We start from the raw sequence: 24,964 nt of genomic DNA on the forward strand, positions 1-24,964 counted from the left end.
TCTAACCTTGGCCTATTGGCCACGCTAGGCGAACAACCTCTAACCTTGGCCTATTGGCCACGCTAGGCGAACAACCTTCAACTTCTAACCTTGGCCTATTGGCCACGCTACGCGAACAACCTCCAACCTCCAACCTCCAACCTTCAACCTCCAACCTCCAACCTCCAACCTTCAACCTTCAACATCCAACCTTCAACCTCCAACCTTCAACCTTCCATCTCCCGATTAGCAGCATAAACACCTTGAACGTTATACCAGTTAAGGAAAATTCGGGCAATTTCTAAGGCTAGCTGGGATTTACCTCGGTCAATTAGCCATTGTAAAAAGGGAGCCATGGTGCGTTCGTTGAGTCGTCCACCTAAAGACAGAATCCCCCAGAGTAATCGGTGTAGCCAGGTCATCTGAATCATCATCCTGACTTCCCAGGTAGGGTGCTTCCGGTAGAATAACACACCCATACGCCCCCGTTGAATTTCCCGGTCAATCATCCGGGGAATTTGGTCGAGGCTAAAGGGAGGATGCCAATGATAACCTACAGCTTGGGGACATTTAATCAGTTTTAAGCCCAGTTGTTTGAGTCGGACACCTAGTTCTAAGTCTTCCCAGCCATAGAGTTGGAAGCGAGTATCAAAGAGTCCAGCTTCTAATAGCCATTTTCGTGCGATCGCAAGATTCCCCGTCGCAAAATAGGCAGCAGAGAAATCGGTAATTTTATAGGGTTCGCTGGTAGGGTCCTCGAAATTACAGGTATTGATCACCCAACCGTAAGTGAATAAGCGATCGCATCCCAGACGCTGCTGTGTCTGTACCAAAGCATCAGCATGAGACTGGAGGAAATGCTCAGTAACTACTAAATCACTATCAATAAAGATAATTATTTCACCCTTAGCCTCCTTCACCCCTAGATTCCGGGCTGCAGCCGGTCCAGCATGGTTTTGAGCAAATGAGCGTACATGGGGAAACTGATCCCCGTGTGCTGCCAACCAATCTAAAGTGCCATCCGTTGAGCCATCATCCACTAAAACAACTTCATAATCCCAGATCTGGCTATCTTGTCTAAGTTGCTGATGTTCTAACGCGATTAGGCACTTTTTTAGAATCGGTAAGCGATTGTAAGTGGGAATGACAATGCTTAAAAACAAGGGAACCTTATGAATTTGATATCATTGTGAACTTAAACAGCGATCGCGTGGAAAACTTTATGCAAATTGACTGGCAAACTGCCAAAACTTACGAAGACATTCTATACCATAAAACCGACGGTATTGCCAAAATTACCATCAATCGTCCCCACAAACGCAATGCCTTTCGTCCCAAAACCGTCTTTGAACTTTATGATGCTTTCTGTGATGCCCGCGAAGATCACAGTATTGGTGTTGTCCTATTGACTGGTGCTGGTCCCCACACCGATGGCAAATACGCCTTTTGTGCTGGTGGTGACCAAAGTGTACGAGGCAAGGCTGGATATATTGGAGAAGATGGCGTTCCTCGCTTAAACGTATTGGATTTGCAACGCCTGATTCGTTCCATACCCAAAGTAGTGATTGCCCTAGTTGCTGGATATGCTATTGGTGGTGGTCATGTCCTACATCTGATTTGTGACCTAACTATTGCCGCTGATAATGCTATCTTTGGTCAAACTGGCCCGAAAGTGGGTAGTTTTGATGGTGGGTTTGGCGCTAGCTATCTTGCCCGAATTGTTGGTCAAAAAAAAGCCCGAGAAATTTGGTTTCTTTGTCGTCAATACACCGCATCTCAAGCCCTAGAAATGGGTTTAGTTAACTGTGTAGTTCCAGTGGAGCAGTTGGAAGCGGAAGGGCTACAGTGGGCAAAGGAAATTTTGACAAAGAGCCCTATTGCCATTCGTTGCTTGAAAGCTGCATTTAACGCCGATTGCGACGGTCAAGCTGGTCTACAAGAGCTAGCTGGTAATGCTACCTTACTCTATTACATGACAGAAGAAGGAGCCGAAGGTAAACAAGCTTTCCTAGAAAAGCGTCCACCAGATTTTCGTCAATATCCTTGGTTACCTTAGATAATAGCAGTTATCAATTGGTGAGGTACAAATTTCTGGGGAGTAGGGAGTAGGGAGTAGGGAGTAGGGAGTAGGGATTAGGGAGTAGGGCACAATTACCGCTGTCTTGATGCAAAGCACGAGTGTGGAGGGGCTGCATCAAGACAGAGTCAAATTTTATCACTGATCCGAAGTTCCCCGTTCCCTGTTCCCTACCTTTACAGATTAATTTTAAACAATTTTAAACTTGGTGCAAAATTTGATTATCAACAAAAAACGCACCTTATGTTGAATCAAAGTGCGACGAAAGCTATTTTAATAGCAAATATCAGGTGCCGATTTTTATGAAATTATTTGGCTTTTTAAGCTGACACCTTTGAGCAGGTAACTACTAGAACTAGAAGATTTGGTTTAAACTGGTTTTTGTGAAATTTGTTTATTTGAATTATTGATTGTATTAAGGTGGAAGTTACTAGTAAGATACTGCTAATCTTGCTAATAAGCTGCTCTTGCTGATCAAACGAAGAATTTACATCAACAATTTACACCAGCATGATGTCTGTTGACGAATTCTTAGAGGTGATGGTCTCACCTTCAACGGTCATGTCTGACCCAGAGGAGTTTTCAGAACACTTTACCGATAGCTCCTCTGTGAGCATCATTTCTTCATCTTGCCAAATCTCTTCTAGTTTCTCCCAAGAAGAAGAAGAAGAAGAAAAGGTAGGCAGAGCAAAAGCACAAGCTTTCCAGGTAGCTCTGACAGGCACCCCAAGTTGTTGACACACACCCCCTCGGCGTCCTTCTGACTGATAATACCGACAGAATCGACAACTAGATATAGGTAAATTCAATGTTTTCATGATAACTCTTTTTTCCGGAAAAATTTATATCCTCTTCACATTTAATTCTGCTACCCCTTACCTCAGCTTGTTATAGATAGCAAGCTGTTGACCAGCCTAGGTTATAGCCATATCCTTAACCACTGAGGCTTTAATATTTTCTTAATTATTTTGTTACAAATAGATACAAATTATTTTACAAAAAGTAACAAAAACCGATAGCTTCTGAAAGAATTGACTTGTTTTATACCAAAACCCCATAGGGATCAAGCAAAAAAACACACCAAAAGTGTATTTAGATACTGAAGTTATTCGGATTAACTTATGCAAAAGTATCAGTTCAGTGTTCTAAAAATCAAGGGAACAGCAGATCCCGGAACAGGGAATTGGGAATAGGCAACAGCCAAGAGCCAAGAGCCAAGAGGGAACAGGAATGCCCTATACTCCCAACTCCCAACTCCCAACTCCCAACTCCCAACTCCCAACTCCCTACCTCCCAACTCCCAACTCCCAACTAAAACCTTGCTCTAAATTTGCCATTGCTTAATAGCACAAAGACCACAGACATCCCAACGCTGGAGTTCTCCTGGTGGAGTCGGACACTGACACTGAGGACAAAGTGGGAAATTTTGCGATCGCATCTGCATCATCTTTGCCCAACGTTTAAACGCTGCTTGGGGTACCTGAGTTTTGTCAGTAGTTTTGTCAGTAGTTTTGTCAGTGGCTTCACTACTTTCTCTGTTTTCTGTGTGATCCAACTGCTCAGAAACCAGTGATGAAGACATTGGCAAAATGGTGCTAGGATGTCTATGGCTTGGGGTCTCAGATTGTGAATAGCCATTGCCCAAAACTTGTGTTTTCTGCCACTGAGCTGGAGAAAAGTGGATGTCAACTAGGGGCTCAGACCAACGAGCATTAAGCCGTTTCAACAACATCCGGCGCTGAAATTTTAGTTCTTGTGCCCAAACAGAGCTAGACGTAGCCACATATAAGATATCCCTGGAGATAGCATAGGGTCTGGTATGATTAGCTATGTTCACTCCTACTATTTCAGACCAACACTTAATTAGGTATGATAAGCGTTGTACACCTTGCCACTCGGGCTGATTTGTAATCCTATCTAAGATCTGATTGAGAGATTTAAGCATATCGCCTTACTATAATTAATTAATTTCTTCAGGACTTAGGTAACAGCGTCGAAGCCTGTGCCACGCTAGAAGCCTGTGCCACACTGGGCAAAAAACTAGCTTAGAGTTAGTAGGGTGACCCTCAAGATAGAATGGCTGCGTAAGTCCTGTTGCTTGTTCTGTAGCACAAACTACCGATAGAGTCCGCTATGAGCCAAAACTCCTCAGTTAATTCTTCCCCTAGCTCGACCGGTAACTACAACCTCAACTCAGTTTTACAAGCTGCTCTGAGTAGCCTTGATGTACAACTAGAGGAAGAATTAGCGCGCTACCGACGTCGAAGAGTAGGACGCCCAGTAATGACTAACCGTGGTCTTGGTCGTAACCGGGTCCGTAAACCCCTAGAGTTAATTTCTGTCGGTGAGGTACAACAGAAACCCTCACCATCACCGACAAACCAGACCATCCCTCGACTAAACCAGCCATCAACCATTGCACTGCCAAACCTAACTGCCAAAGGGAAAACTTCTCTCAAACAACCACAACAGCCATTGGTTGAGACTGAATCCCTAAATTCCCTGTCATCACAGTCCCCGAAACCTACTCAGCCACCAGTTGTATCCCAGCATAATAATGGGGAAAGTGCTAGCCTAGCAATTCAGAAAGAGGCTACCGAGCAACTTAACCCTCCTGAAAAATTGCCTGAAGACTCAGGTAGTTTGATCAAGTTAGGGGCTAACCAAACCCAGCCAGAAGATTATCTGGAATCATCAGAAAAACTACTACAGAGTCTGGCAGAAGACGAAGAAGAATTTGACAACCAAAAGCAGGTTTCCTACCAACTGTTGACTCCGTTGAATGTCGGTTTCATGGTACTTTTGCTGTTGTTAAGCGCTACCCTACCCTATATCTTCTCCAATCCATCGGTGTTAAGTAATCTGGATCTGTCGCGGCTGATCAGCTTCATCATCCCCAAGATCTCCAAAACCCCTCAGGAAATTAAACCACATCAACCACAACAGACTGAGTCAGTTCCCCATTCTCCCCTACAGGGTGGTCCTAATTTGGCATCTGAGGAATTTGTAGACTTGAACTTACATACCCTTTCTCAAGTAGAAGGTACTCCAAGACCGCAGCAAACACCTTTTTATACAAAAGATCTCCCTTTACCTAAGGTGGTTGAATCAGCTCCTAAGGTGGTAAATAGACCGATGCCTCCTAAAGGGTCTTCCTTATCTTCAGTACTTTTGCCTTCTGTTCAACCACTGCCAAAGGTTCCCCTGTCATCATTACCAACAACTTCAGGCTCTTTAGTACCCCCAGAAAGACGGGTACAGTCGGGATTACTTCAACCAGCTATATCTGAAACACTCCAAAATCAAGCCGCATCTCTAAGAACAGTGGCAGAGGATTCTTTACCTGCTCGCGATCCTTTCTACTATGTGCTGATCAACTACGATGGTAAACGTTCCCTACAGCAAGCTAGGACAATTGTTCCTGATGCCTATGTGCGCAAATTATCTCAAGGTACCCGCATTCAGATGGGAGCCTTCAAATTTGAACATGAAGCACAAGGTTTGCTAGAAAAACTCCAGCAACAGGGAATTTCTGCTTCGATTTATCGTCCTTGACTTAAGTGTTAAGTGTCAGGTTCAATCTGAATAACATCAGTTTTCATTCCCTAAGCCCTGATCATGATGGAAAGCTGCCATAGGATTACTAGATCGTATGTTTAGAATCATTCGCGCTAGCCTTAATAGTCTGATTAACCAAGCTGAAGATCCTGAGAAAATCCTGGAACAGGCTGTCGATGATATGCAGCAGGATTTGATTCAAATGCGGCAGGCTGTAGCTCAAGCGATCGCTACCCAAAAACGCACGGAGCGACAAGCCTCTCAGGCTCAAGCCGCTGCTGAGCAATGGTACCGTCGCGCTCAGTTAGCCTTGTCAGCAGGAGACGACCAGTTGGCACGGGATGCCCTGACACGGCGGAAATCTGATCAGGTGACCGTCACAACTATGAAAGCTCAGCTGTCCCAGCAAGCTGATATTGTGTCCAAGCTCAAGGAAGATCTGCGTACCCTAGAACATAAAATCTCAGAGGCGAAAACCAAAAAGAACTTGTATATTGCTCGGGCTCAATCAGCTAAGGCATCCATGAAAATTAATGAGATGCTCGGTAATGTAGGTACCAGTAGTGCCTTGAGTGCTTTTGAGCAGATGGAAGATAAGGTAATGGAGCTTGAAGCCCGGTCTGAGGCAATGGCTGAGTTAGGTAGCAATCAACTGGATCAGAAATTTGCCGCTCTCGAAGCTAACGATGATGTGGAAGCTGAGTTAGCCGCCATGAAAGCTAATCTGATTCAAGGAACCGAAACTCCCAAATTACCCTCAACTCAGGCAGAATAACCGAAAAATTTGGGAAAATTGGATAAATAGCTGGAAAAAGTAATTAGTGTCCCTGTGGTCAGCTCAATTGCAGGTTGGAAACGTTGTATCAAAACACCTTAGAGCCTTGACCCAAGGGGTTACTATACAGGCAAACATCCCTTTATCTATCTTCTTTCTGAATACTCACAAAGCAAATAGGTAGAATAAGACAAGGACGTTTTCTGCTGAAGATGGCACTATTATATCATAAGCGCCTGTGGAAACCAGTTTTTAACCCCTCGAACAGCAATCCCGATAAATCCCCCATGGTTCAGCCGCCAGAGAGTTCAAACCTTAGCTTGTTGTCTAGCACTTTTTCCCAAGAAGTTTTTACACTGGATCAAAGGCTCCCTGTCTTAATGGCTAGGGTATGGGTCAAGCCCGCGAATTTTTCAGCTACCCAACCAGACTTGAGACTCGACAGCAACAATTGCTTGTCCCTCAAGACAACTTAACTAGGCTTACGCACCAGCAAGCCAGTTTTTTACCTACAATGTACACTCCTAGAGGATAAACAGTGTTATGGGATTATTTGATCGCCTGAGCAGAGTGGTCAGAGCTAATCTGAACGATATGGTCAGCAAGGCTGAGGATCCAGAAAAGATTCTTGATCAAGCTATTGTTGATATGCAAGAGGATCTGGTTCAATTGCGTCAAGCAGTTGCCAGGTCAATTGCTGAACAAAAACGCACAGAGCAGCAATACAACAAAAACCAAACAGAAGCTAACAACTGGCAGAAGAGAGCTCAGCTGGCTCTGACCAAAGGGGATGAAAACCTAGCTCGTGAGGCTCTGGTGCGTAAGAAGAGCAATGCTGATACTGCTGCTACCCTGAAAACTCAGTTGGATCAGCAAACTGAGCAGGTCAATACTCTTAAGCGTAATCTGGTTGCTCTCGAAGGCAAAATTTCCGAAGCCAAGACCAAAAAGAATATGCTCAAAGCACGAGCTCAGGCGGCTAAGGCTAATGAAAAGTTACAACAAACCATGGGGTCTCTCAATACTAGTGGCTCCTTAGCAGCGTTTGAGCGTATGGAACAGAAAGTCTTGGAGATGGAGGCTCGTTCTCAAGCTGCCCATGAGCTGGGTGGTGCTGACTTGGAAAGTCAATTTAGACTCTTGGAAGGCAATGATGTTGATGATGAGTTGGCCTCAATGAAAGCTCAGTTGGCTGGTGGTTCTGTATCTCAAGAAGCTTTACCAGCTTCAGAGGAGAAAAAATCTACTTCCTCAGATTCACCCGTTGACAAAGAGTTGGAAGACCTTCGTAAACAAATTGATAATCTGTAGTCAGATCAAATCCGGTTAATCACTTTGGCTTCAGGGAAATTGTTAATTTTTAATGTTTAAGGGTTAATTGGTAATTGTTAATTGGTTATTAGCTAATTGGTTACTAGCTAATTGGTTACTAGCCAATTTCCAATTTTTAAGTTTTAGTTGACTAATTAATCACTTTGTGTTAAAGAAAATGGTTAATGGTCAATAGGCAATTTCCGACCAATGACCAATGATTTAAGTTAGTTGCCCCATTAAACCGGCAACTTGTGGTATAATGAGGGTTCGCCGCCTAGAGTCTTTCTAAGTAACAGTAACTTCCAAGCAATGGGTGAGAAAGCAATCGGTGAAAAACACTCAGGAAACAATAACTTAGCGGCACTGAGCAACTTACCTCGTTTAAGAGCTACTAAGCCCCAATGTAATCTCAGATAAGCTCCCAGCTCCCACAGTAATGGCACTTTACCTTGGTATTTATTACTGATTTGTGCATAGATTTTTTCCTTAATGGAAATATGGGTCTTCAGACGTTTCCCGAACGAAAACTTTTGATTATAAGCACCAGACCAAACCGTCCGGTAAGCTAAACACTTATTGATAAATATAGCATCCCCAAACTGAGCAATTTTAATCCAGGAATCAATATCATCAAAGTTGGTATCTAAGCTAGAATCCCAACCACCGGAACTGAGAAACCCATCACGGGAGAAAGCGACTTGTACTGGGGTCCCAAACGGTACCATTTCCAGAAGCATTCCATAATGAATGTCTTCTTGGGCAATATATAACCTTTGCAGTGAACCCACTCGCCGTGTTATACTTAGTTCGGCTCCTAAGGTATCTACTTGAGCCGATTGGCAAGAGCAAATCACTGCTTTCGGATGTAATGCGATCGCATCAGCCATTTCTTCAATACAGTTCCTGGCTAAGTAGTCATCATCATCCAACAGCTTGATCCAATCACCAGTTGCCAACTCTACCCCTTGATTTACCGCTTCCGCGTGACCTTTATTGTAAGCATTTCGGTGATAAACTAAGCTTTGCTCACCACCACGTGCTAAGGCTTCGCTGCGCTCTTTGACATAACCTTCGGTCCCATCAGACGAACCGTTGTCAACGATAACAATTTCACAGGCAAATGTCTGAGCAAGTGCGCTTTCTATCGCACGCTTGAGTAAATCTAGGCGATTATAAGTCGTGATGACAACGCTGAATTTCATCTGGCACCCCTGAGGAAAATTCTGCTATTAGCTTAGCTTTAACTATCAAAGCTCCAACCCTATAATTCCCCTGCAAGCTTAATAACTAATAAGTTTAGCTCAATTATCTCCTCATGTTGGTTAAAACTTTAAAAAACCTGATTCAACCTTGGCCTATTGGCCACGCAATCGCGTTCAACCAACTAACCTTCAACCTTCAACCAACTAACCTTCAACCTTCAACCAACTAACCTTCAACCTTCAACCAACTAACCTTCAACCTTCAACCAACTAACCTTCAACCTTCAACCAACTAACCTTCAACCTTCAACCAACTAACCTTCAACCTTCAACCAACTAACCTTCAACCTTCAACCAACTAACCTTCAACCTTCAACCAACTAACCTTCAACCTTCAACCCAACTCCCAACAACTCACAACTCCAGCTACCATGTAAGCCGTAAGGAATATGATGCTTCAAGTGGAGTGTTGCTACCGGTCCACTAGTTAAATCACGACCATCTAATATTACTAGATCCGATCGGTGATGACTAGCATCATATACTAAGGTCAACACCCAACCATCATCTTCTCGTTCAGCATTGGGTCGTGGCACAAACATTGGTTCATTTACAAAACCCTTAGGCGCAGCACTCCAGAATTGTTGTGTCTTTGTTGCCGTATCTATTTTGAGAATTCCTTGTAATGGAGCATTACCGGTGGGATGATCAGTAGCTCCGATAAATAAGTAGCGATAGGGATGTCCTACATAATTAGGGTTAATGCTGGGAAACTCGCAACAGCGCTCTTCTAACAACTTACTCGCTACGGTTTTCTCCGTTAAGTTTAAACTAAAGCGCCAGAGTTGCCCTGGTGCAATCGCATTAAAATCAACCTCCCGAAAATCACTACCTACGTCTAGTGCTGATAATGACTCGTAGCAAATGGAATCCACATAAATCTTGCCATCTTCCTCAAAAGCATTAGCGTGATGGAAGATAAAGCCCGATTGGGTTTCTAGGATTTTGACTCCCTCTGTATTCTGTTTACGAGGAATCACTATAATCCGGGTCGGTTGCTCAGGCTGATATGCCACACACTCACCAGCTCCTCGGTATCCCAACAGGAACGGAATAGGATTATAGCTAACAGGATTTTGGAAGAAAATACAGTAGTTTGGGGTAATCGCAAAATCGTGGATAAAGGCAAAACCAGGAACAATATAAGCTTGGCGTCGTAATAGTTTACCGGTTGGGTCGAATTCGTAAATAGTAATTTTGGTAGACAGACCTGGCTGAATCCCGAAATTCACCAGACAGGGTTGACCACCATCAAGCTTACTACTAGGGTCAATCCAAGGATGAGCAGCAAAGAATTCACCCCCTGCTAATACTCCATCCAAGTTATCTTCACCCAAGGTTTCAAGGGTATGGGGGTCCAAACCGTAAGGTTTAGCTGCTTCCCATAAGGCTAAGAGCTTGCCACCCCAGTAGATTACATTGGTATTAGCAATATTTTTGAGTTGGACATCAAATAGATTCGCTAACCAACCCCCAGGCTTCTGAGTGCCAAACACTCCTCGATAAAGGGGTTTCCCCGCTTTCTGTTCCGCTAAGAAGCCCTCTGTGCGTACAAACCGATTGCGAAAATGGGCTCGACCGTGATCAAATGCGATCGCACAAATCATCCCATCCCCATCAAACGGATGATGCACCGGGTAACCATTAATATCCAGCAAACCAGGACCATTCCTTAACCAAGTCCCCTGCAACTCCCCAGGAATTTCCCCTTCTACCTGATCAATCCAATAATCGTATTCGCCCGGTTGGGACTCATAACCCCTTGCCCAATATTCCTGGCTATAGGACATCCCAGGATTAGAATCCCCATTGGCTTCTTTGTTTAACACATTTTTCATTGCTTGTCAAGTCTTTATCCAGATTATTTTATAAATAGTTTTTAACTTTATTTACATTTTATTACTTTATCAGACTGTCTATAGCAAAGGGAATAGGGAGTAGGGAATAGGGAATAGGGAATAGGGAATAGGGAGTAGGGAACAGCAAACAAAAATTCTCATAATTCATTTGGGAGCCCTATATCCATTACCCATCTCTGTAGCCCTGGCTAAGGTTATTTAACAAAACTTTACATCCATGGCTAGCAAGTATAGGAATAATAATATATATTATTATTCCCAGCAGTAATAATTAGTATTTATAGTAACAATAACGGCATCAAGCCACTATTAATCAAGCATCAGTTGTCAGCAATCAGCCGTGAGCTTTTAGCTCACGCTACTTACTTGTTCACTTAATTTTCAACACTTTAGCCATTGGGAAATATCCCGACCAATCAAATCTTGAAGCTGGAGGATATCCTCGCGATAGAATTCAATCAATTGCTTCCGCACTGCTGGTGATAACTTAGGTTTACCACGATTTAAATATCTAATCTTGTTAACTAGTTTATCCCTTAGGCTACTAGGAAGCAATGGACTCAGAATTGATTTAACTGGGTGCGGTTGGCTCAAAAATGATTCCAACGCTTTGTTCTTGGGAATGGGAGCAGCTTGCCTAACTTTTTCAGATATATCTGGGGTAAAGGTATCGTCTATCTCCAAGAAACCAAACATATCTTTCAGCATACCTAGAGGATTATTAGTCAAATCTTCGTATAGATAAACCTTAATCTGGCTTTTTTCAAATGCCTCATAATAACGCTTTAATTGGACATAGTAAAGTCCCCGGTGTTTATAGTGCCAGAAAGACCACCAGTTATTTTGAATGCGCTTCTCTTCTTGGGCAAGAGCCTCAGCAAAATCCAATGGTTCGCGCTCTTGCTTGATTAAATGTAAATAGTTGGAATAGGCTCTTTCTGCTGGATCTCGAAGAATGGCGATCAGTTTAGCCTTAGGAATGTAGTACTTTATGCGTTCAACAGATTTCGCAATGTAGAGATAAATTGTAGATGCTTCACCAATAGCTATTTGATTAGTTACCTTCTTAAATAGGGCACGATAGTCGTCAATATTAGTTACAATGAAATCAGCTTCTTTTTCATCTCCTAACCCACGAAAATCTAAATTTTCTCCTTCAAAAGCAAAAAACTTAGGTTCCTTGGCAGGACTCATGTAGATTTGCGGATGTTGCTTTAGATATCGGTAAATTGAGGTAGTTCCAGCCTTAGCTGCACCTAGGATTAAAAAGTTGGGCATTGTCATGAGTCTATCTAGTTAACTGATCCTTGATAAACTTATCTTAGATGGTTTTTAACAAAGTCCTTAGACTACAGGGTAAACGCATCTTATTTTGAAATGCCTACGGGATATGAGATTCATAGGATAAATATTTATACTTAGTTAGCGATCGCAATCAAAACCTATATCACCACCTATGGTGTTACCTCTTGATAGTCAGCTATGCTACACAACTGTGAATAAATTTCACGAGCTTTGGAAGATATTGGCTGATTTGCCTCAACACTAGCTAAAGCTTTGTCAGGAAAACTACGGTCTACTGTGCCATCAATAAATTCTTCAATGCGGTCAAGTCCTTGATCTGACAACACTTGGTCGTAGTGTACAAATAACCATTTGCCTTCCTTGGAGTGAGTTTGAATAATATGTTGATACATAAGTGTCCAGATTTCTACCGCTCGCTCAAAATTCATAGAAAGACTATATAAGTATTTATGCTTGCTATGTACTTTCATAATGCTTGATGCCGTCGCTGCCGGGTGCCGAAATACGCACAGAAATACGGTATCCTTGAGAAACGGTTTCCAAGCTGGCAATGTGTAGCAAAATCTAGGGTCTTTGAAGCAAAAAGGCTGTCGCTCAGTTAAGGTTTCTATTCTAGAGGCTATGTCCTCAGGACAATCAATCCTTTTGCCTACAGGCACCCTAGCTAGCCAGCGTTGGTATCTAGTCGGTCGGTCTTTAAACAAATTTCCCAAAATTCCCTTTGGTCGAGGTGGGACAACTTTGCTTAATATATCTTCGTTAATCGCCTCAACATTCTTGGACTCAAAATAGCCCTTTGTATTGATGCTTGTAGATGACATCATTCTATCTCCCATGAAATACCCAGCACCACTGAGTGTACCGGCTACCATGCTAGTGCCACTGCGCCCGGAACCTATTACCAAACAGTTAAACATATGTAGTAACGATATGTAGTCAGGCTTCTTGCCCACTCTTCCTGGGTATAGGACATACCAGGATTAGAAACCCCATTGGCTTCTTTATTTAACATATCTTTTATCGTCTGTCAAGTCTTTAGCCAGATATTTTATAAATAGTTTTTAAATTTATTTACATTTTATTACATTAACAGACTATGTATAACAAAGGGAATCGGAACCCACCCCGTTCCCCTCCCAGGAGGGGAACGGGAATCGGGAATCGGGTATCGGGAGTAGGGAACAGCAAACAAATACCCATCTCTGTAGCCCTGGCTAACGTTATTATTTAACAAAACTTTACATCAATGGCTAGAAAGTATAGGTATAATAAATTCTGTTATTATTATTCCGTGCAGGAATAATTAGTATTGCTACTAGCAATAGCAGCTTCAAGCAACTATTAATCAAACGTCAGTTGTCAGCAATCAGCAGTCAGCTGTTAGCTTAAAATAAACCCCACGTAGCGTACGCCAATGGGCAAGCTGATAACTGATAACTGATAGCTGAAGCTAACTAACCCTCCCCAAGATCAAGAGAACCAATCCCATGGCATTAGATGTCTTGAAACGGTATAACACTCAGTTGAGTTTAGCGCTATGCTTAGCCATTAGTGGAGCGTACCCATTGCTAGCTAACCAAGCTAATGCTCAGATTACTCCTGATACCACTTTGCCCGCAGGGGAAAGGTCTTTGCTAGACCTGGGCTCGGGTGAGGTAAATGGGAAAATTGTTGATCTAATTAAGGGAGGAGCAATCCGGGATATCAATTTGTTCCACAGTTTCCTAGAATTTAATGTGGGAAACGGACAAAGCGTTTATTTTGCTAATCCAGCTGGGATTCAAAATATTCTGTCTCGGGTAACTGGTAAGAATCCCTCTAATATTTTTGGCACCTTGGGAGTCAATGGTGGAGCTAATTTGTTTCTGATTAATCCCAAGGGGATTTTGTTTGGTAAAAATGCCAAGCTGGATGTACGCGGTTCTTTTGTAGGCACCACTGCTGATGGGATTGGGTTTGGGAATCAAGGAGTGTTTAGTGCCTCTAATCCCGAGCCTCCTTCGCCATTGCTGACGGTTAATCCTAATGTGTTCTTCTTTAATCAAATTCCCGATAATATGACTCGTGGTAGTATTACCAGTCGAGCTAAGTTAGAGAAGCTAGCCGTTGATAACCTGTTGTTACTCGGTGGTGATGTTGAGGTTATCGAAGATAGTAAGATATCCACCAATCAAGGTGGGAATATTCTGTTAGCGGGATTGAGCGCAGCAGAAGGACAAGTAGCATTAACTAGAGACGGTAACAAGCTCGGTTTAGATTTTCCCAATGGCGTCAAGAAAGGTAATGTTCGAGTTATTAATAGCGCTATAGAAACCTTGGTGCCAGAAAATGGAAATGTTGATGGTGGTGAGATTAGGATTATTGCTGATTCTTTAGAAGTCGAAACTTCTAATAAAGACCAAGGAATTTCTACCATAACTCAAGGAAATGGTAAGAAAGGTGGTGATATTATTATCACTACTGATTCCTCAGTTACGGTAACCACTAACAATGACGGAGAAAATAAACCAAACCAGGGAATTTTTACCATAACTGAGGAAAGCGGTGGAGAAGGCGGAAAAATTACTATCACCTCTGGCTTAATCTCTGTATCGACGTCTAAAGAAACAGAAGAGCGGTCAAGAGTAGAAGAAGACCAGGGCATCTTTACCAAAACAGCCGCAGTTGGCAGTGATGGCGGCGAGATTATCCTTACTGCTGACCAGCTAAAGGTTTCAGTTTTTTCCAATACAGATAATCATGAAGAAGATACTGAAGACCAAGGCATCTTGACCAAAACTACTAACAAAGCTGGAAACGGAGGAAAAATCACCATTAATGCTGGCTCGGTCTTCCTTACCTCTGATCGGTCTAGAGCAAACATCAGGGATCAAACAGAAGAAGGAATTTTTACCAAAACAGAGAAGAGAGCAGGTGACGGCGGGGATATTGAGATCAATGTGACTGGTGATGTACTGCTGACCAATAAGGGTACGATTAAGACCAAGACCACCAGTTCAGGTCAGGGAGGAACTATAGAGATTAACGCTCCCAATGGCAATGTCACCTTGGAAGATAGAAGCAGAATTCAGGCTTGGACAAGAGGATCAAGGAGTAGACGACGAGGTGATCAAGCAACAGGAAATGGCGGAGAAACCATCATCCATGCTGGGGGAACAGTTGCGATTACAGAGGATAGCAGAATTGAGAATAGAGTAGGAAGAGCTGACGGAGATAGCGGCAAAATTGAAATCATTGCTGGTGAGCTGTTGATGGATTCTCGGCGGGATCTGCAGTCTCAGTCAGATAGTGGTGACGGAAGACCAAGAAGTACTCAAACTCAAATTACAACTAACACTAATGACAATGGTAATGCTGGCCCAATCGTAATCCGTGTTGGCTCCCTGACGATTATTGGACCGAATCGAAGTGGTCCTGATGGTATAACTACTAGTACAAGAACAAGTCGAGGAAATGGAAACGCAGGCGACATCGACATCATAGTGGAGGGAGACTTCATCTTGAAAGATCAAGCCCAAATTGAAGCAGTATCCCAAAGAGGAGCTACAGGCAACGGTGGCGAGATAACCATTAAAGCTGGCTCGCTATTCTTAAGCCGTAGAAGCGCGATCGATGCTGAGGCTAGAAACAACAGTCCGGGAAATCCTGGAAATATCTCGATAACGGTTAAGGATAAGATTGAGCTTACCAATAGTGACATCACAACTGCCGTAGGGCGTAACGCGGGAGACCCAGAGAGAGCGCAAAACACCCCAGGAGGCGGCAACATTACCATTACAGCTCGTTCTCTATCCCTCAAAGATGGAGGGAGATTAGAAGCTTTTACTCAGGGCAACATTGCAGCAGGTGATATTACAGTCAATGCCACGGATTTTGTTGATATTTCTGGGATTGGGCTTGATAATGATGACCAACCGACAAGAGAAAGTGGTATATTTACCCAAACTCGAAACGGAGCTGAGGCTGGGGGAGGGCTTATTCAGATAGAAACACCGAGCTTGCGTCTATCAGATGGCGCACTTTTGAATGCTCAAAGTGAAAGTGGCTTTGCCGGTGGTGATATCAAATTAGATGTAAACACCTTGACCGTAAACAACAGTCAGATTTCTGCTTCTACTTCTTCGAGCGAAAAAGGTACAGCCGGAAATGTGGAAGTGAACGCTAAAGACTCAGTGTTGTTAACTGGAAATCTACCAGATAAGTCTAAATCTCCTGCAGGAATATTCGCTCAAGCAACCGAAGGTGGTACTGCTAGAAATGTGACTATAGAAACAGATGAGCTAACTGTCGAGAAGGGAGCACGCATAGCAGTCAGCGGTGTCCCATTAACAGAAGAAGGGTTTCCAGAGACTGAAGTGGATGAGAACGGTGACGTGGATCAGAGCAAGCTAGGAGAAGCTGGCAAACTAACCATTGAGGCTGATTCTCTCACCCTAGACAACGGCCAACTTGTAGCTGCTACTGGAAAAAATCCCACCAACAACGAACAAGCAGCAACTATTGATATCGATGTGCCAGGAGTGATCATACTTGATAACAACAGTTTAATATTGGCTGATGCTACAGGGGATGATGTTGATGGTGGAAATATCACTATTGAAGGTGGAGTATTAGTAGCGCTGCCTTTAAATAATCAAGACAAAGGTAGCGATATATTTGCCAATGCTCAGGATGGGGATGGTGGAAACATCAACATCACCCTCCAGGGCTTATTTAATCTAAATGTACTTGAAGATACTAATGCGTTTATTGGCTCAGATCGAAATATAGACCCATCGTTAGCTTTTCAGAATAATAATAGTGAAATAGCAGCCCTTAGCTTTAGCGGTGGTCAATCTGGGACTGTGACCAGGGATATTACCAACTCAGCACAGGATCCTGAGATCCTACCCACATCACTAGTTGACCCCTCAGCATTAATTGTCGCTAACTGTCCCAGGAGTGGAAAAATAGCAGTAGATGAACTGGGTGAATTCATTGTTACTGGACGAGGTGGCTTACCCCCAAGTCCCCTAGACCCAATCAATCAACAGTCTGTACTGGTAGATTGGGTTACCCTTGATACTGAAGAAGAGACTATCGAAGAAGCTACCTCTACTCCTACCCCTGAGGTGAGTTACTTGCCCATGAGAGGGAAACGGCGCACTGTCGAGACTCCGACTCCTCCTCGTCGTAAGAAGAAAATAGTGGAAGCTCAGGGTTGGACTGTGGGCGAGGATGGTACAATTATCTTGACAGCTGAGCCGAATAATGTTACTCCTAAGAGTAATTGGTATAGTCCTAGGTCTTGTGGTAGCCAAGGTTGAGCTTGATGTTGGAAATTGCAGCAATTTTCAGCAATTAGAGTGGTGATGGATAAGTATAGCGCTAGTTTAACTAGCTTCAGTAGAATCCTGTCACTATCGAGAATTTCAGCAATTTCGGGAATAATGCGATCGCTCTGATTCAATTAGTATAGCGCTATCTAAATGATAGAGCTAGGTTAATCAACTTCAGTCCAATTCGTTGGCTATTGGAAATTCCCACAATTTTGAATGATAACGATAATCCTAGCTGGAGCAACTTCAGTCAATTCCTTAGTTATCGAATATTTCAACAATTTAGGATAATCGCGATAGCGCTAGATTAATCAACTTCGATAGTTATCGAAAATTCCCGCAATTTAGGATAATCGCGATAATGCTAGCTTCAGCAACTTCGGTAGTTATCGAAAATTCCCGCAATTTTGAATGATAACGATAATCCTAGCTGGAGCAACTTCAGTCAATTCCTTAGTTATCGAATATTTCAACAATTTGGGAAAATCATGATAGAGCTAGCAACAGCAACGCGCGATAGTTATCGAAAATTCCAGCAATTTGGGATAATCGCGATAGTGCGCTGGTTGAGCAACAAGGCGTGAAAATCCGTTACTGTTGGAAATTTCAACAATTTGGGAAATCATGCGTTCGCGTAGCGGCTCGTAGCGAGCATCGCGCTAGCTTGAGCAATGCGCGATAGTTATCGAAAATTCCAGCAATTTCGGATAATCACGATTCGGTGAAAATCCTTTACTGTCGGATATTTCAGCAATTTGGGCAAATTACAATAGCGCTAGGTTAAGCCACTTTGCTTAAAATCCTTGACTGTTGGATATTTAAGCAATTTGGGATAATCATGATAGAGCTAACTTAAGCAATGCGCGATAGTTATCGAAAATTCCCACAATTGTGGATAATCATAATAGCGCTAGCTTAATCCACAAAGCGTGAAAATCCTTGACTATTGGATATTATAGCAATTTGGGAAATCATGCGATCGCGTAGCGGCTCGTAGCGAGCATCGCGTTAACTTGAGCAATGCGCGTTAGTTATCGTAAATTACAGCAATTTGGGATAATCACGATAGCCCTAGCTTAATCGACTTCCTTAGTTATCGTAAATTACAGCAATTTGGGATAATCACGATAGCGCCTTATTGAGCAACAAAGCGTGAAAATCGTTCACTGTTGGAAATTTCAACAGTTATCGTAAATTTCAGCAATCTAAGAAATTATATGATCGCTTAGCGTGACTGCATGTCAATCGCGCTAGCAACAGCAACAAGGCGTGAAAATCCTTTACTGTTGGAAATTACAGCAATTTTGGAGAGAGTGCGATCGCGTAGCGTGACTGCATGCCAATCGCGTTAGCTTAATCAACAAAGCGTGAAAATCCTTTACTGTTGGAAATTACAGCAATTTTGGATAATTACGATAGTGTTAGGTTGAGCAACTTCGATAGTTATCGTAAATTTCAACAATCTAAGAAATTATGTGATCCCATAGCGTGACTGCATGTCAATCGCGCTAGCAACAGCAACAAGGCGTGAAAATCCTTTACTGTTGGAAATTGCAGTAATTTTGGAGAGAGTGCGATCGCGTAGCGTGACCAAAGGTCGATCCCATTCAATACCTGAGAGGGTGACCACAAAGTTAATCATGCTGCTCATCATGCCCTCAGCCAAACCCTACTCCCCACTAACCTCAGGTTCTTCATCTATAGGCTCGGGCAAATCAAAAATAATCACAAATTCCCCATCAGGCATCAAGCGTTTAAGTGCCCGCAAATGCCCCTCCGCATCAGACCGCTTCCGGTACCGACCAACAACGACCCGTTGCATCCTCGGCAATAGGCGGATGATTGGCCTACGGCCACGCTACGCGAACGCCCACGGGTATAGGCGTTCGCTGTAAGTCATACTTTAGGTATCTCCTTAACTGGGGGTCTAGAGCCAGCCTTTGGCCTTGGGAAAACTTGGGGCTGGCTCTTAACGCTTTCACGTCTATGATTCTATTATAACATAAAAAATATTTTATTATAACATATTTTGCAATTTTTTGTAACAAAGTCTTGGGGGAATCGGGAATCGGGAATCGGGTAAAAAAAATTAGCGCTAGATAAATTCGGCTAAAGTATAGCGCTATTTTAAGCTCATAACTTAATCAAGTTAAACATCCCATAAAACTCCCAAAAATTAGCGCTAGATAAATTCGGCTAAAGTATAGCGCTAATTCAACAATCCCTTTAATTAACGCAAACAACCCTTAGCGCTCTCCAAAAACTAGCGCTAGATAAAATGTAAAGTTTTGCAAAAAACCTAACACAACCTGAAATTCATGTGTTATATTAGATATAAGGTTAGCGCGATAGTAAAGGATCACAAAAAATGAACCAACAAACCAAGATAGTCGGAACTACCCAAGCAGCTTTTCTTCTAGGGATTTGCGTCCAACGAGTTCGCCAACTTCTCAAAAATGGCAGAATTAAGGGCGCTCAAAAAGTAGGCAGATTTTGGCAAATTCCCCTATTTAACGGCTTGCCTAGGGTCAGTCCTGGTCGCCGTGGACCCAAGGGAACCTGGAGAAGAGGTTTCCAGAAGGTGGCGACTTACATCCACGTCAACCAGAACGTGATTAAGCAAAATAAAAAGTACGACACCTATAAGCCTGTGCTCACTGTCAAACAAGGCAATCGCAACACCTACGGTCATTATGTAGAAATCAAGGGTCCATCTCGGTTAGTCTATCAACCCAATTGTCCCAAGGATTGTGGGGCTACGGTGTGGCTGGAAGTTGACCCTTCTGTAGAAATTCTCACTAAAGTCTTTAGTTAATTGCAAGATCAGTATTAGCTTGGGGTCATCCCAGCTGGAAGCTACTTGTTTGCGTAGCTTAAGAATCAAAAAAACAAGGTGTTAACTTGAAGGTTAAAACCTTAATGTTATTGGTCAAGGGTTCAAATCAAACAGCAGAAATGCTTCACTCGGAGTAGCGGACGCAAAAGTTATCCCTAGATGATTAGTAGATATACTTACTAGTCACATTCAGCGGACGCAAAAGTTATCCCTAAATACACTGATATATCTACAGATATATTACATTAGTTCTCAATTTATTCCCTTACCCTTGACTACTGTTCGTGTTATTTGTCACTCTAGCACCAGGAAAACTAATTAATAGTTCTTACCTACTAAAAACAATTGCGATCTGGTAAGTAATGTTTAGATTTGTTGCGGTAGTCAGGAGTTCATCTCTGTTAACCTTGGGTGCATTAGCAGTCGTTAGTAGCCTAATCTTGAAACCTTTAGAAGCTGGAGCTGCTGTTAATGATCAGAGTCTAATCTTCGTAAAGGATTCATGGCCACAGGAGCCAGTGCCAATTCCAGAGAACTTGAACAAAAGGGATAATCAAGTTTTAGGGAGCGACACTGTAACAAATCTCAACGCCATCGATATTAACCAACTACCGAGTCCTCCAGCCTCGGCAAAAATTAGTCAAGCCCTACCTCCAAACCTACCTCCGGGTATAGAGCTACCCGAGGATCGGCGGCGAATCCCTTTCCCCGAGCCTAGACGACCTCCCTCTCTGGAACCAGCACCAGAACCTCAACCTCCCCAGAAACTTCCTCCTGTGGACGAACTTCTTGACCCATCTGCTCCTAGCCCTGATCTACCGGACGAAATTCTGGAGGACATTCCAAAACGAATTGTCATTAAACGCTTTAATATTATTGGCTCAACGGTATTCAGCCAGGAAAAATTAGCGGAAATTACCGATCCTTTCCTCAATCAACCCATATCTTTCCCAGCATTATTTAAAATCCGGTCTGAGATCACGGAGTTATATGATAAAGAAGGATACGTTAACTCTGGAGCCTATATCCCACCTCAGCAACTTGAAGATGGGGTAGTTAGAATTGACATTATCGAAGGGGAATTAGAAGATATTATTGTCAAGGGTCTGAGTCGGCTTAATCCTAATTACATCAAAAGCCGTCTTGCGATCGCTACCAAGAAGCCTCTGAATGTAAGGCGCTTACTCAACGGCTTACAAATGCTGCGACTCGACCCTCTAATTGCCAACATCTCAGCTGAATTGTCGGCGGGTATTGAGCCTGGGGAGAGTTTGCTAGAAGTAAAAGTAACTGAAGCCGATACCTTCAGCACCCAAATAACATTAGATAATGGGCGCTCTCCCAGTGTCGGAAGCTTTCGGCGTCGTCCCCAAATTCGAGAAGGCAATTTACTGGGATTGGGAGATGCCTTAGAATTAAACTATACTAACACTGATGGTAGTGATACCTTTGATGTTAGCTATACCTTACCGATTAATCCTCGTAATGGTACTCTGCGCTTGGCTTATGGGACAACAGCTAGTGAAGTAATTGAGCCTCCTTTTGATAGGATAGATATTGACTCAGAATCACGGTTTTATGAAATAACCCTGCGCCAGCCTGTATTCCAAACTCCTACGGAAGAAGTAGCTATTGGTATCACCGGCTCACGCCAGGAAAGTGAAACATCTATATTAGATACGCCCTTTCCTTTATCAGCAGGAGCTGATGATGAAGGGCGTACGCGGATTAATGCCATCCGGTTATTCCAAGAGTGGACGAAGCGCAGTGAACAACAAGTTTTAGCAGCTCGTTCCCAGTTAAGTATCGGGATTAGTTCAGGAGATACTACCATTAACAGGGGTGAACCAGATAGCAATTTCTTCGCGTGGCGTGGTCAAGGGCAATGGGTAAGGCTACTGGCACCAAACACTATCTTATTAATCCGAGGGGATGTGCAACTAGCAGACCGAGGCTTGGTACCATTAGAACAGATAGGGATTGGGGGTTTACAGAGTGTACGGGGCTATCGCCAGGATCTAATTTTATCAGACAATGGTGCCTTTATTTCTGCGGAGCTGCGTCTGCCAATTATTCAGAATCCTGATAGCGGAACTCTAGTGCAGTTAACTCCTTTTCTTGATTTTGGTACTGGCTGGAATAAAGACGATGAAAATGATATTGATGATAACACGATCGCATCCCTTGGTCTAGGTTTGCGATGGCAGCAAGGAGATTTACTAGAGGCTAATATCGGCTGGGGCTTGCAGTTGGTGGATGTTGAAACTAGAGATAGAACGTTACAGGAAGATGGATTCTACTTTTCGTTGATTTTTAGACCATTTTGAACAGAAAAATAAAAATTATAGATTCTAATGAATATAGCGTTTTTGATAGCGATGAGGTGCAGTAAGGGAGAAAATCAGCCATGGTAAAAAAAAAGATATATTGTGGTAGTATAGGTAGAGTAAATCGTAAATCCTTAGGGTTGAGGATAAAGAGGTGGATAAGGTTGCCTCTGATTGCTCTGCTAACAGCATTACTGTGCAATTTAGTACCTCCGGTTTTAGCAAAAATCCCACAAACCTTTAAGGTTGAAGGGTTGGAGGTTGAAGGGGTTGAAGGGTTGAAGGTTGAAAGGTTGAATGTTGAAGGGGATATTGCTCTTAAAGGGACAAACCTGAAACCGGCTAACCTACCCTACTCGAACGCCAAAGGCGAACAAGCTGTTAACTTTAAACCTGATAACTTTAAACCGGCTAACTTTAAACCTGATAACTTTAAACCGGCTAACCTTCAACCTGCTAACTTTAAAATTTCCACGTTACTTAAACAGGGCAAAGGTCTCTACGATTCAGGTAGATTCGCCGAAGCAGTAGATGTTTTAGAACAAGCTCTTGAGAGTAATCAAACTCAGGGAGATAAACTCTCAGAAGCGATGGTGTTAAGTAATCTCTCGTTGGCTTATCAGCAACTGGGGTTATGGACTCAAGCCAAGAATGCGATCGCTAATAGTGAAAAAATATTGCGCTCTCTAAAAGCCACCGATAAGTCTACAGGATACTTACAAGTGCTGGCTCAATCCCTAATGATCAAAGGAAGTATTGAGCTTGGTTCATCAGAAGCAAAAGCAGCAATGGAAAGTTGGGAGCAAGCTGCGGTAACTTATGGTGAATTAGGGGATGAAGCCGGTCAGATTCGGAGTCGGATTAATATAGCGCAAGCCCTACAAGAATTAGGAATGTATAAGCGGGCGTTGAATCTACTCAATCAGGTCGAGGAATCGTTAACTGCTCAACCTGACTCTTTGAACAAAGCGATAGGATTGCGATCGCTTGGAAATATGCGTCAATTAGTAGGAGAGCTGAGTCAATCCCGGGAAACCTTAGAAAAAAGCTTAGAGATTGCCCGAAACTTACCATCGTCTGAAGAGATTAGCGCTACATTATTTAGCTTAGGGAATACAGCACGGGCTCAGCAAGAATTAGACGAAGCTATTGATTACTATCAACAAGCATTCGATGAGTCATTAGATCCAATCACTAAGCTTGAAGCCCAATTAAATCAACTTAGCTTATTGATTGACAATAAAAGGATTGCGCAAGCACAAGCATTAATTCCTCAAATCTGGCCTCAACTGGAATCCTTACCTCTGAGCCGCCGCAGTATCTATCTGAGGATTAATTTTGCTCAAAGCCTAATGAAGGATGAAGTCAGAAGTATCAAGGATGAAAGAAATGTTCAGACTTCAGCCAAGAGACTTCAGCTTTCGGCTAAGACTGGGGTTGAGCCTTCTTATGAAATTGCGAAAATCCTAGCTACTGCAGTACAACAGGCTAAAGCATTGGGAGATAAGCGAGCGGAAGCTTATGCTCTTGGTAGTCTAGGTCAACTCTATCAGAAGAATCAGCAGTTACCAGAGTCTCAAGACCTGACTCAACAAGCCTTAAAGTTAGCTCAAGAAATCAATGCTCCAGATATTAGCTATCGCTGGCAATGGCAACTAGGACGTATTTTGAAACAGCAGGGGGAAGAGCAAAATGCGATCGCAGCTTACACCGAAGCAGTTAACACTCTCAAGTCTCTACGGAGTGACCTAGTAGCTGTTAACCAAGAGGTCAGGTTTACATTTCGAGAGAGTGTAGAGCCAGTCTATCGAGAATTCGTGCAATTACTGCTGCAATCAGACAGCAGGAATTCCAATCCCGACAACTTGGAAAAAGCCCGTGAGATCATTGAGTCACTGCAGCTAGCCGAACTAGATAACTATTTTCGCTCAGCCTGTTTAAACGCTACTCCTGTAGTGATTGATCAAGTCATCGACCAAGTTGATACTAAAGCAGCATTAATTTATCCTATCATATTACCAGAAAGCGTGGATATCATTATCCGCTTACCCCAACAACAACTGCGCCACTATAGAACAGAGCTTCCCCAAGACCAAACTGAATCTACTCTGGAAGAACTGCGTAAGTTTTTACAGCAGGTTCATCGACGGGCATTTTTACCAATGTCGCAGCAGGTATACAATTGGGTAATCCGACCGATTGAAGAGGATTTAGCTAACTCTCAAGTAGAGGTGTAACTATTAGCATTTAATCTCATCAAACCTTTTCATATCTCTACAAAGATGTTAGTATAGATTTGTAGAGGTTAAGCCGTTATGAAAAAATATGTCACCCCAAAAGAGGCAGCCGAATAT

General features: G+C 42.9%; 20 protein-coding genes. 9 read left to right on the plus strand and 11 right to left on the minus strand.

Annotation, left to right across the window (positions count from 1 at the left end; genetic code table 11):
• Positions 1 to 90 precede the first annotated feature (90 nt).
• Complete coding sequence (locus F6K57_RS10215) at positions 91 to 237, plus strand: hypothetical protein (protein WP_293067101.1); 147 nt, start codon at positions 91 to 93, stop codon at positions 235 to 237.
• Here F6K57_RS10215 and F6K57_RS10220 read toward each other — a convergent pair.
• The gene (locus F6K57_RS10220) at positions 207 to 1,142 is read right to left on the minus strand and encodes a glycosyltransferase (RefSeq protein ID WP_293067104.1); all 936 of its coding nucleotides are present in this window, start codon (positions 1,140 to 1,142) and stop codon (positions 207 to 209) included. The two genes, F6K57_RS10215 and F6K57_RS10220, sit on opposite strands and share 31 nt — an antisense overlap.
• Before the next feature lie 59 nt (positions 1,143 to 1,201).
• Between F6K57_RS10220 and menB the strand changes: the two genes are divergently transcribed.
• Positions 1,202 to 2,035 carry a 1,4-dihydroxy-2-naphthoyl-CoA synthase gene (gene menB / locus F6K57_RS10225; protein WP_293027652.1) on the plus strand — a complete coding sequence of 278 codons (834 nt, stop codon included), beginning with the start codon at positions 1,202 to 1,204 and terminating at the stop codon, positions 2,033 to 2,035.
• A 13-nt stretch (positions 2,036 to 2,048) separates the two neighbouring features.
• Here menB and F6K57_RS10230 read toward each other — a convergent pair whose 3' ends face one another.
• The 4 genes from F6K57_RS10230 to F6K57_RS10245 all read right to left on the minus strand — a co-directional run bounded on the left by F6K57_RS10230 (position 2,049) and on the right by F6K57_RS10245 (position 4,001).
• Complete coding sequence (locus F6K57_RS10230) at positions 2,049 to 2,198, minus strand: hypothetical protein (protein ID WP_293027632.1); 150 nt, start codon at positions 2,196 to 2,198, stop codon at positions 2,049 to 2,051.
• Between the two features lie 358 nt (positions 2,199 to 2,556).
• Positions 2,557 to 2,874: a hypothetical protein gene (locus F6K57_RS10235; RefSeq protein WP_293067107.1), complete on the minus strand. Its 318-nt coding sequence runs from the start codon at positions 2,872 to 2,874 to the stop codon at positions 2,557 to 2,559.
• Between the two features lie 334 nt (positions 2,875 to 3,208).
• Positions 3,209 to 3,331: a hypothetical protein gene (locus tag F6K57_RS10240; protein WP_293067110.1), complete on the minus strand. Its 123-nt coding sequence runs from the start codon at positions 3,329 to 3,331 to the stop codon at positions 3,209 to 3,211.
• A 49-nt stretch (positions 3,332 to 3,380) separates the two neighbouring features.
• Positions 3,381 to 4,001 (minus strand): DciA family protein, encoded by a 621-nt coding sequence (locus F6K57_RS10245; RefSeq protein WP_293067113.1) that lies wholly within the window; start codon positions 3,999 to 4,001, stop codon positions 3,381 to 3,383.
• Between the two features lie 188 nt (positions 4,002 to 4,189).
• Between F6K57_RS10245 and F6K57_RS10250 the strand changes: the two genes are divergently transcribed.
• From F6K57_RS10250 to F6K57_RS10260, 3 genes are all read left to right on the plus strand, one after another.
• On the plus strand, positions 4,190 to 5,611 hold the full coding sequence (locus F6K57_RS10250) for a hypothetical protein (RefSeq protein ID WP_293067116.1): 1,422 nt from the start codon (positions 4,190 to 4,192) through the stop codon (positions 5,609 to 5,611).
• Positions 5,612 to 5,690: 79 nt separating this feature from the next.
• Complete coding sequence (locus F6K57_RS10255; RefSeq protein WP_293067150.1) at positions 5,691 to 6,389, plus strand: PspA/IM30 family protein; 699 nt, start codon at positions 5,691 to 5,693, stop codon at positions 6,387 to 6,389.
• A gap of 543 nt (positions 6,390 to 6,932) precedes the next feature.
• Entirely contained in the window at positions 6,933 to 7,700 is a 768-nt protein-coding gene (locus F6K57_RS10260; RefSeq protein WP_293027643.1) for a PspA/IM30 family protein, read from the plus strand.
• 239 nt (positions 7,701 to 7,939) lie between these two features.
• Here the strand turns inward: F6K57_RS10260 and F6K57_RS10265 are convergent, their stop codons facing one another.
• From F6K57_RS10265 to F6K57_RS10280, 4 genes are all read right to left on the minus strand, one after another.
• Positions 7,940 to 8,905, minus strand: coding sequence for a glycosyltransferase family 2 protein (locus tag F6K57_RS10265; protein WP_293067120.1), 966 nt, complete (start codon positions 8,903 to 8,905; stop codon positions 7,940 to 7,942).
• Between the two features lie 380 nt (positions 8,906 to 9,285).
• Positions 9,286 to 10,803: a carotenoid oxygenase family protein gene (locus tag F6K57_RS10270; protein WP_293067123.1), complete on the minus strand. Its 1,518-nt coding sequence runs from the start codon at positions 10,801 to 10,803 to the stop codon at positions 9,286 to 9,288.
• A 402-nt stretch (positions 10,804 to 11,205) separates the two neighbouring features.
• Positions 11,206 to 12,108: a sulfotransferase gene (locus F6K57_RS10275; RefSeq protein ID WP_293067126.1), complete on the minus strand. Its 903-nt coding sequence runs from the start codon at positions 12,106 to 12,108 to the stop codon at positions 11,206 to 11,208.
• A gap of 170 nt (positions 12,109 to 12,278) precedes the next feature.
• Positions 12,279 to 13,034, minus strand: a complete 756-nt coding sequence (locus F6K57_RS10280) for a sulfotransferase (protein WP_293067129.1) — start codon at positions 13,032 to 13,034, stop codon at positions 12,279 to 12,281.
• 582 nt (positions 13,035 to 13,616) lie between these two features.
• On the opposite strand from F6K57_RS10280, the gene F6K57_RS10285 reads away from it, so the two are divergent.
• Entirely contained in the window at positions 13,617 to 17,435 is a 3,819-nt protein-coding gene (locus F6K57_RS10285) for a filamentous hemagglutinin N-terminal domain-containing protein (RefSeq protein ID WP_293067132.1), read from the plus strand.
• A gap of 1,483 nt (positions 17,436 to 18,918) precedes the next feature.
• Here F6K57_RS10285 and F6K57_RS10290 read toward each other — a convergent pair.
• Both F6K57_RS10290 and F6K57_RS10295 read right to left on the minus strand, forming a co-directional pair.
• Positions 18,919 to 19,101, minus strand: a complete 183-nt coding sequence (locus F6K57_RS10290) for a hypothetical protein (protein ID WP_293067135.1) — start codon at positions 19,099 to 19,101, stop codon at positions 18,919 to 18,921.
• Positions 19,102 to 19,116: 15 nt separating this feature from the next.
• Positions 19,117 to 19,269, minus strand: coding sequence for a hypothetical protein (locus F6K57_RS10295; protein ID WP_293067138.1), 153 nt, complete (start codon positions 19,267 to 19,269; stop codon positions 19,117 to 19,119).
• A gap of 546 nt (positions 19,270 to 19,815) precedes the next feature.
• Between F6K57_RS10295 and F6K57_RS10300 the strand changes: the two genes are divergently transcribed.
• From F6K57_RS10300 to F6K57_RS10310, 3 genes are all read left to right on the plus strand, one after another.
• Positions 19,816 to 20,262 carry a helix-turn-helix domain-containing protein gene (locus F6K57_RS10300; protein WP_293067140.1) on the plus strand — a complete coding sequence of 149 codons (447 nt, stop codon included), beginning with the start codon at positions 19,816 to 19,818 and terminating at the stop codon, positions 20,260 to 20,262.
• 383 nt (positions 20,263 to 20,645) lie between these two features.
• Positions 20,646 to 22,610: a ShlB/FhaC/HecB family hemolysin secretion/activation protein gene (locus F6K57_RS10305; protein ID WP_293067142.1), complete on the plus strand. Its 1,965-nt coding sequence runs from the start codon at positions 20,646 to 20,648 to the stop codon at positions 22,608 to 22,610.
• Between the two features lie 164 nt (positions 22,611 to 22,774).
• The gene (locus F6K57_RS10310; protein WP_293067145.1) at positions 22,775 to 24,847 is read left to right on the plus strand and encodes a tetratricopeptide repeat protein; all 2,073 of its coding nucleotides are present in this window, start codon (positions 22,775 to 22,777) and stop codon (positions 24,845 to 24,847) included.
• Positions 24,848 to 24,964: the final 117 nt, after the last annotated feature.

It is taken from the genome of Moorena sp. SIO4A5 (assembly GCF_010672005.1).
In the GTDB taxonomy this organism is placed as follows: Bacteria; Cyanobacteriota; Cyanobacteriia; order Cyanobacteriales; family Coleofasciculaceae; genus Moorena.

What these genes read in the sequence shown, in the direction of transcription:
- menB (WP_293027652.1), top strand. Translation starts at nt 1,202, where the DNA reads ATGCAAATTGACTGGCAAACTGCCAAAACTTACGAAGACATTCTATAC.
- F6K57_RS10235 (WP_293067107.1), bottom strand. Translation starts at nt 2,874, where the DNA reads ATGAAAACATTGAATTTACCTATATCTAGTTGTCGATTCTGTCGGTAT.
- F6K57_RS10245 (WP_293067113.1), bottom strand. Translation starts at nt 4,001, where the DNA reads ATGCTTAAATCTCTCAATCAGATCTTAGATAGGATTACAAATCAGCCC.
- F6K57_RS10250 (WP_293067116.1), top strand. Translation starts at nt 4,190, where the DNA reads ATGAGCCAAAACTCCTCAGTTAATTCTTCCCCTAGCTCGACCGGTAAC.
- F6K57_RS10260 (WP_293027643.1), top strand. Translation starts at nt 6,933, where the DNA reads ATGGGATTATTTGATCGCCTGAGCAGAGTGGTCAGAGCTAATCTGAAC.
- F6K57_RS10265 (WP_293067120.1), bottom strand. Translation starts at nt 8,905, where the DNA reads ATGAAATTCAGCGTTGTCATCACGACTTATAATCGCCTAGATTTACTC.
- F6K57_RS10270 (WP_293067123.1), bottom strand. Translation starts at nt 10,803, where the DNA reads ATGAAAAATGTGTTAAACAAAGAAGCCAATGGGGATTCTAATCCTGGG.
- F6K57_RS10275 (WP_293067126.1), bottom strand. Translation starts at nt 12,108, where the DNA reads ATGACAATGCCCAACTTTTTAATCCTAGGTGCAGCTAAGGCTGGAACT.
- F6K57_RS10285 (WP_293067132.1), top strand. Translation starts at nt 13,617, where the DNA reads ATGGCATTAGATGTCTTGAAACGGTATAACACTCAGTTGAGTTTAGCG.
- F6K57_RS10290 (WP_293067135.1), bottom strand. Translation starts at nt 19,101, where the DNA reads ATGATGAGCAGCATGATTAACTTTGTGGTCACCCTCTCAGGTATTGAA.
- F6K57_RS10295 (WP_293067138.1), bottom strand. Translation starts at nt 19,269, where the DNA reads ATGCAACGGGTCGTTGTTGGTCGGTACCGGAAGCGGTCTGATGCGGAG.
- F6K57_RS10300 (WP_293067140.1), top strand. Translation starts at nt 19,816, where the DNA reads ATGAACCAACAAACCAAGATAGTCGGAACTACCCAAGCAGCTTTTCTT.
- F6K57_RS10305 (WP_293067142.1), top strand. Translation starts at nt 20,646, where the DNA reads ATGTTTAGATTTGTTGCGGTAGTCAGGAGTTCATCTCTGTTAACCTTG.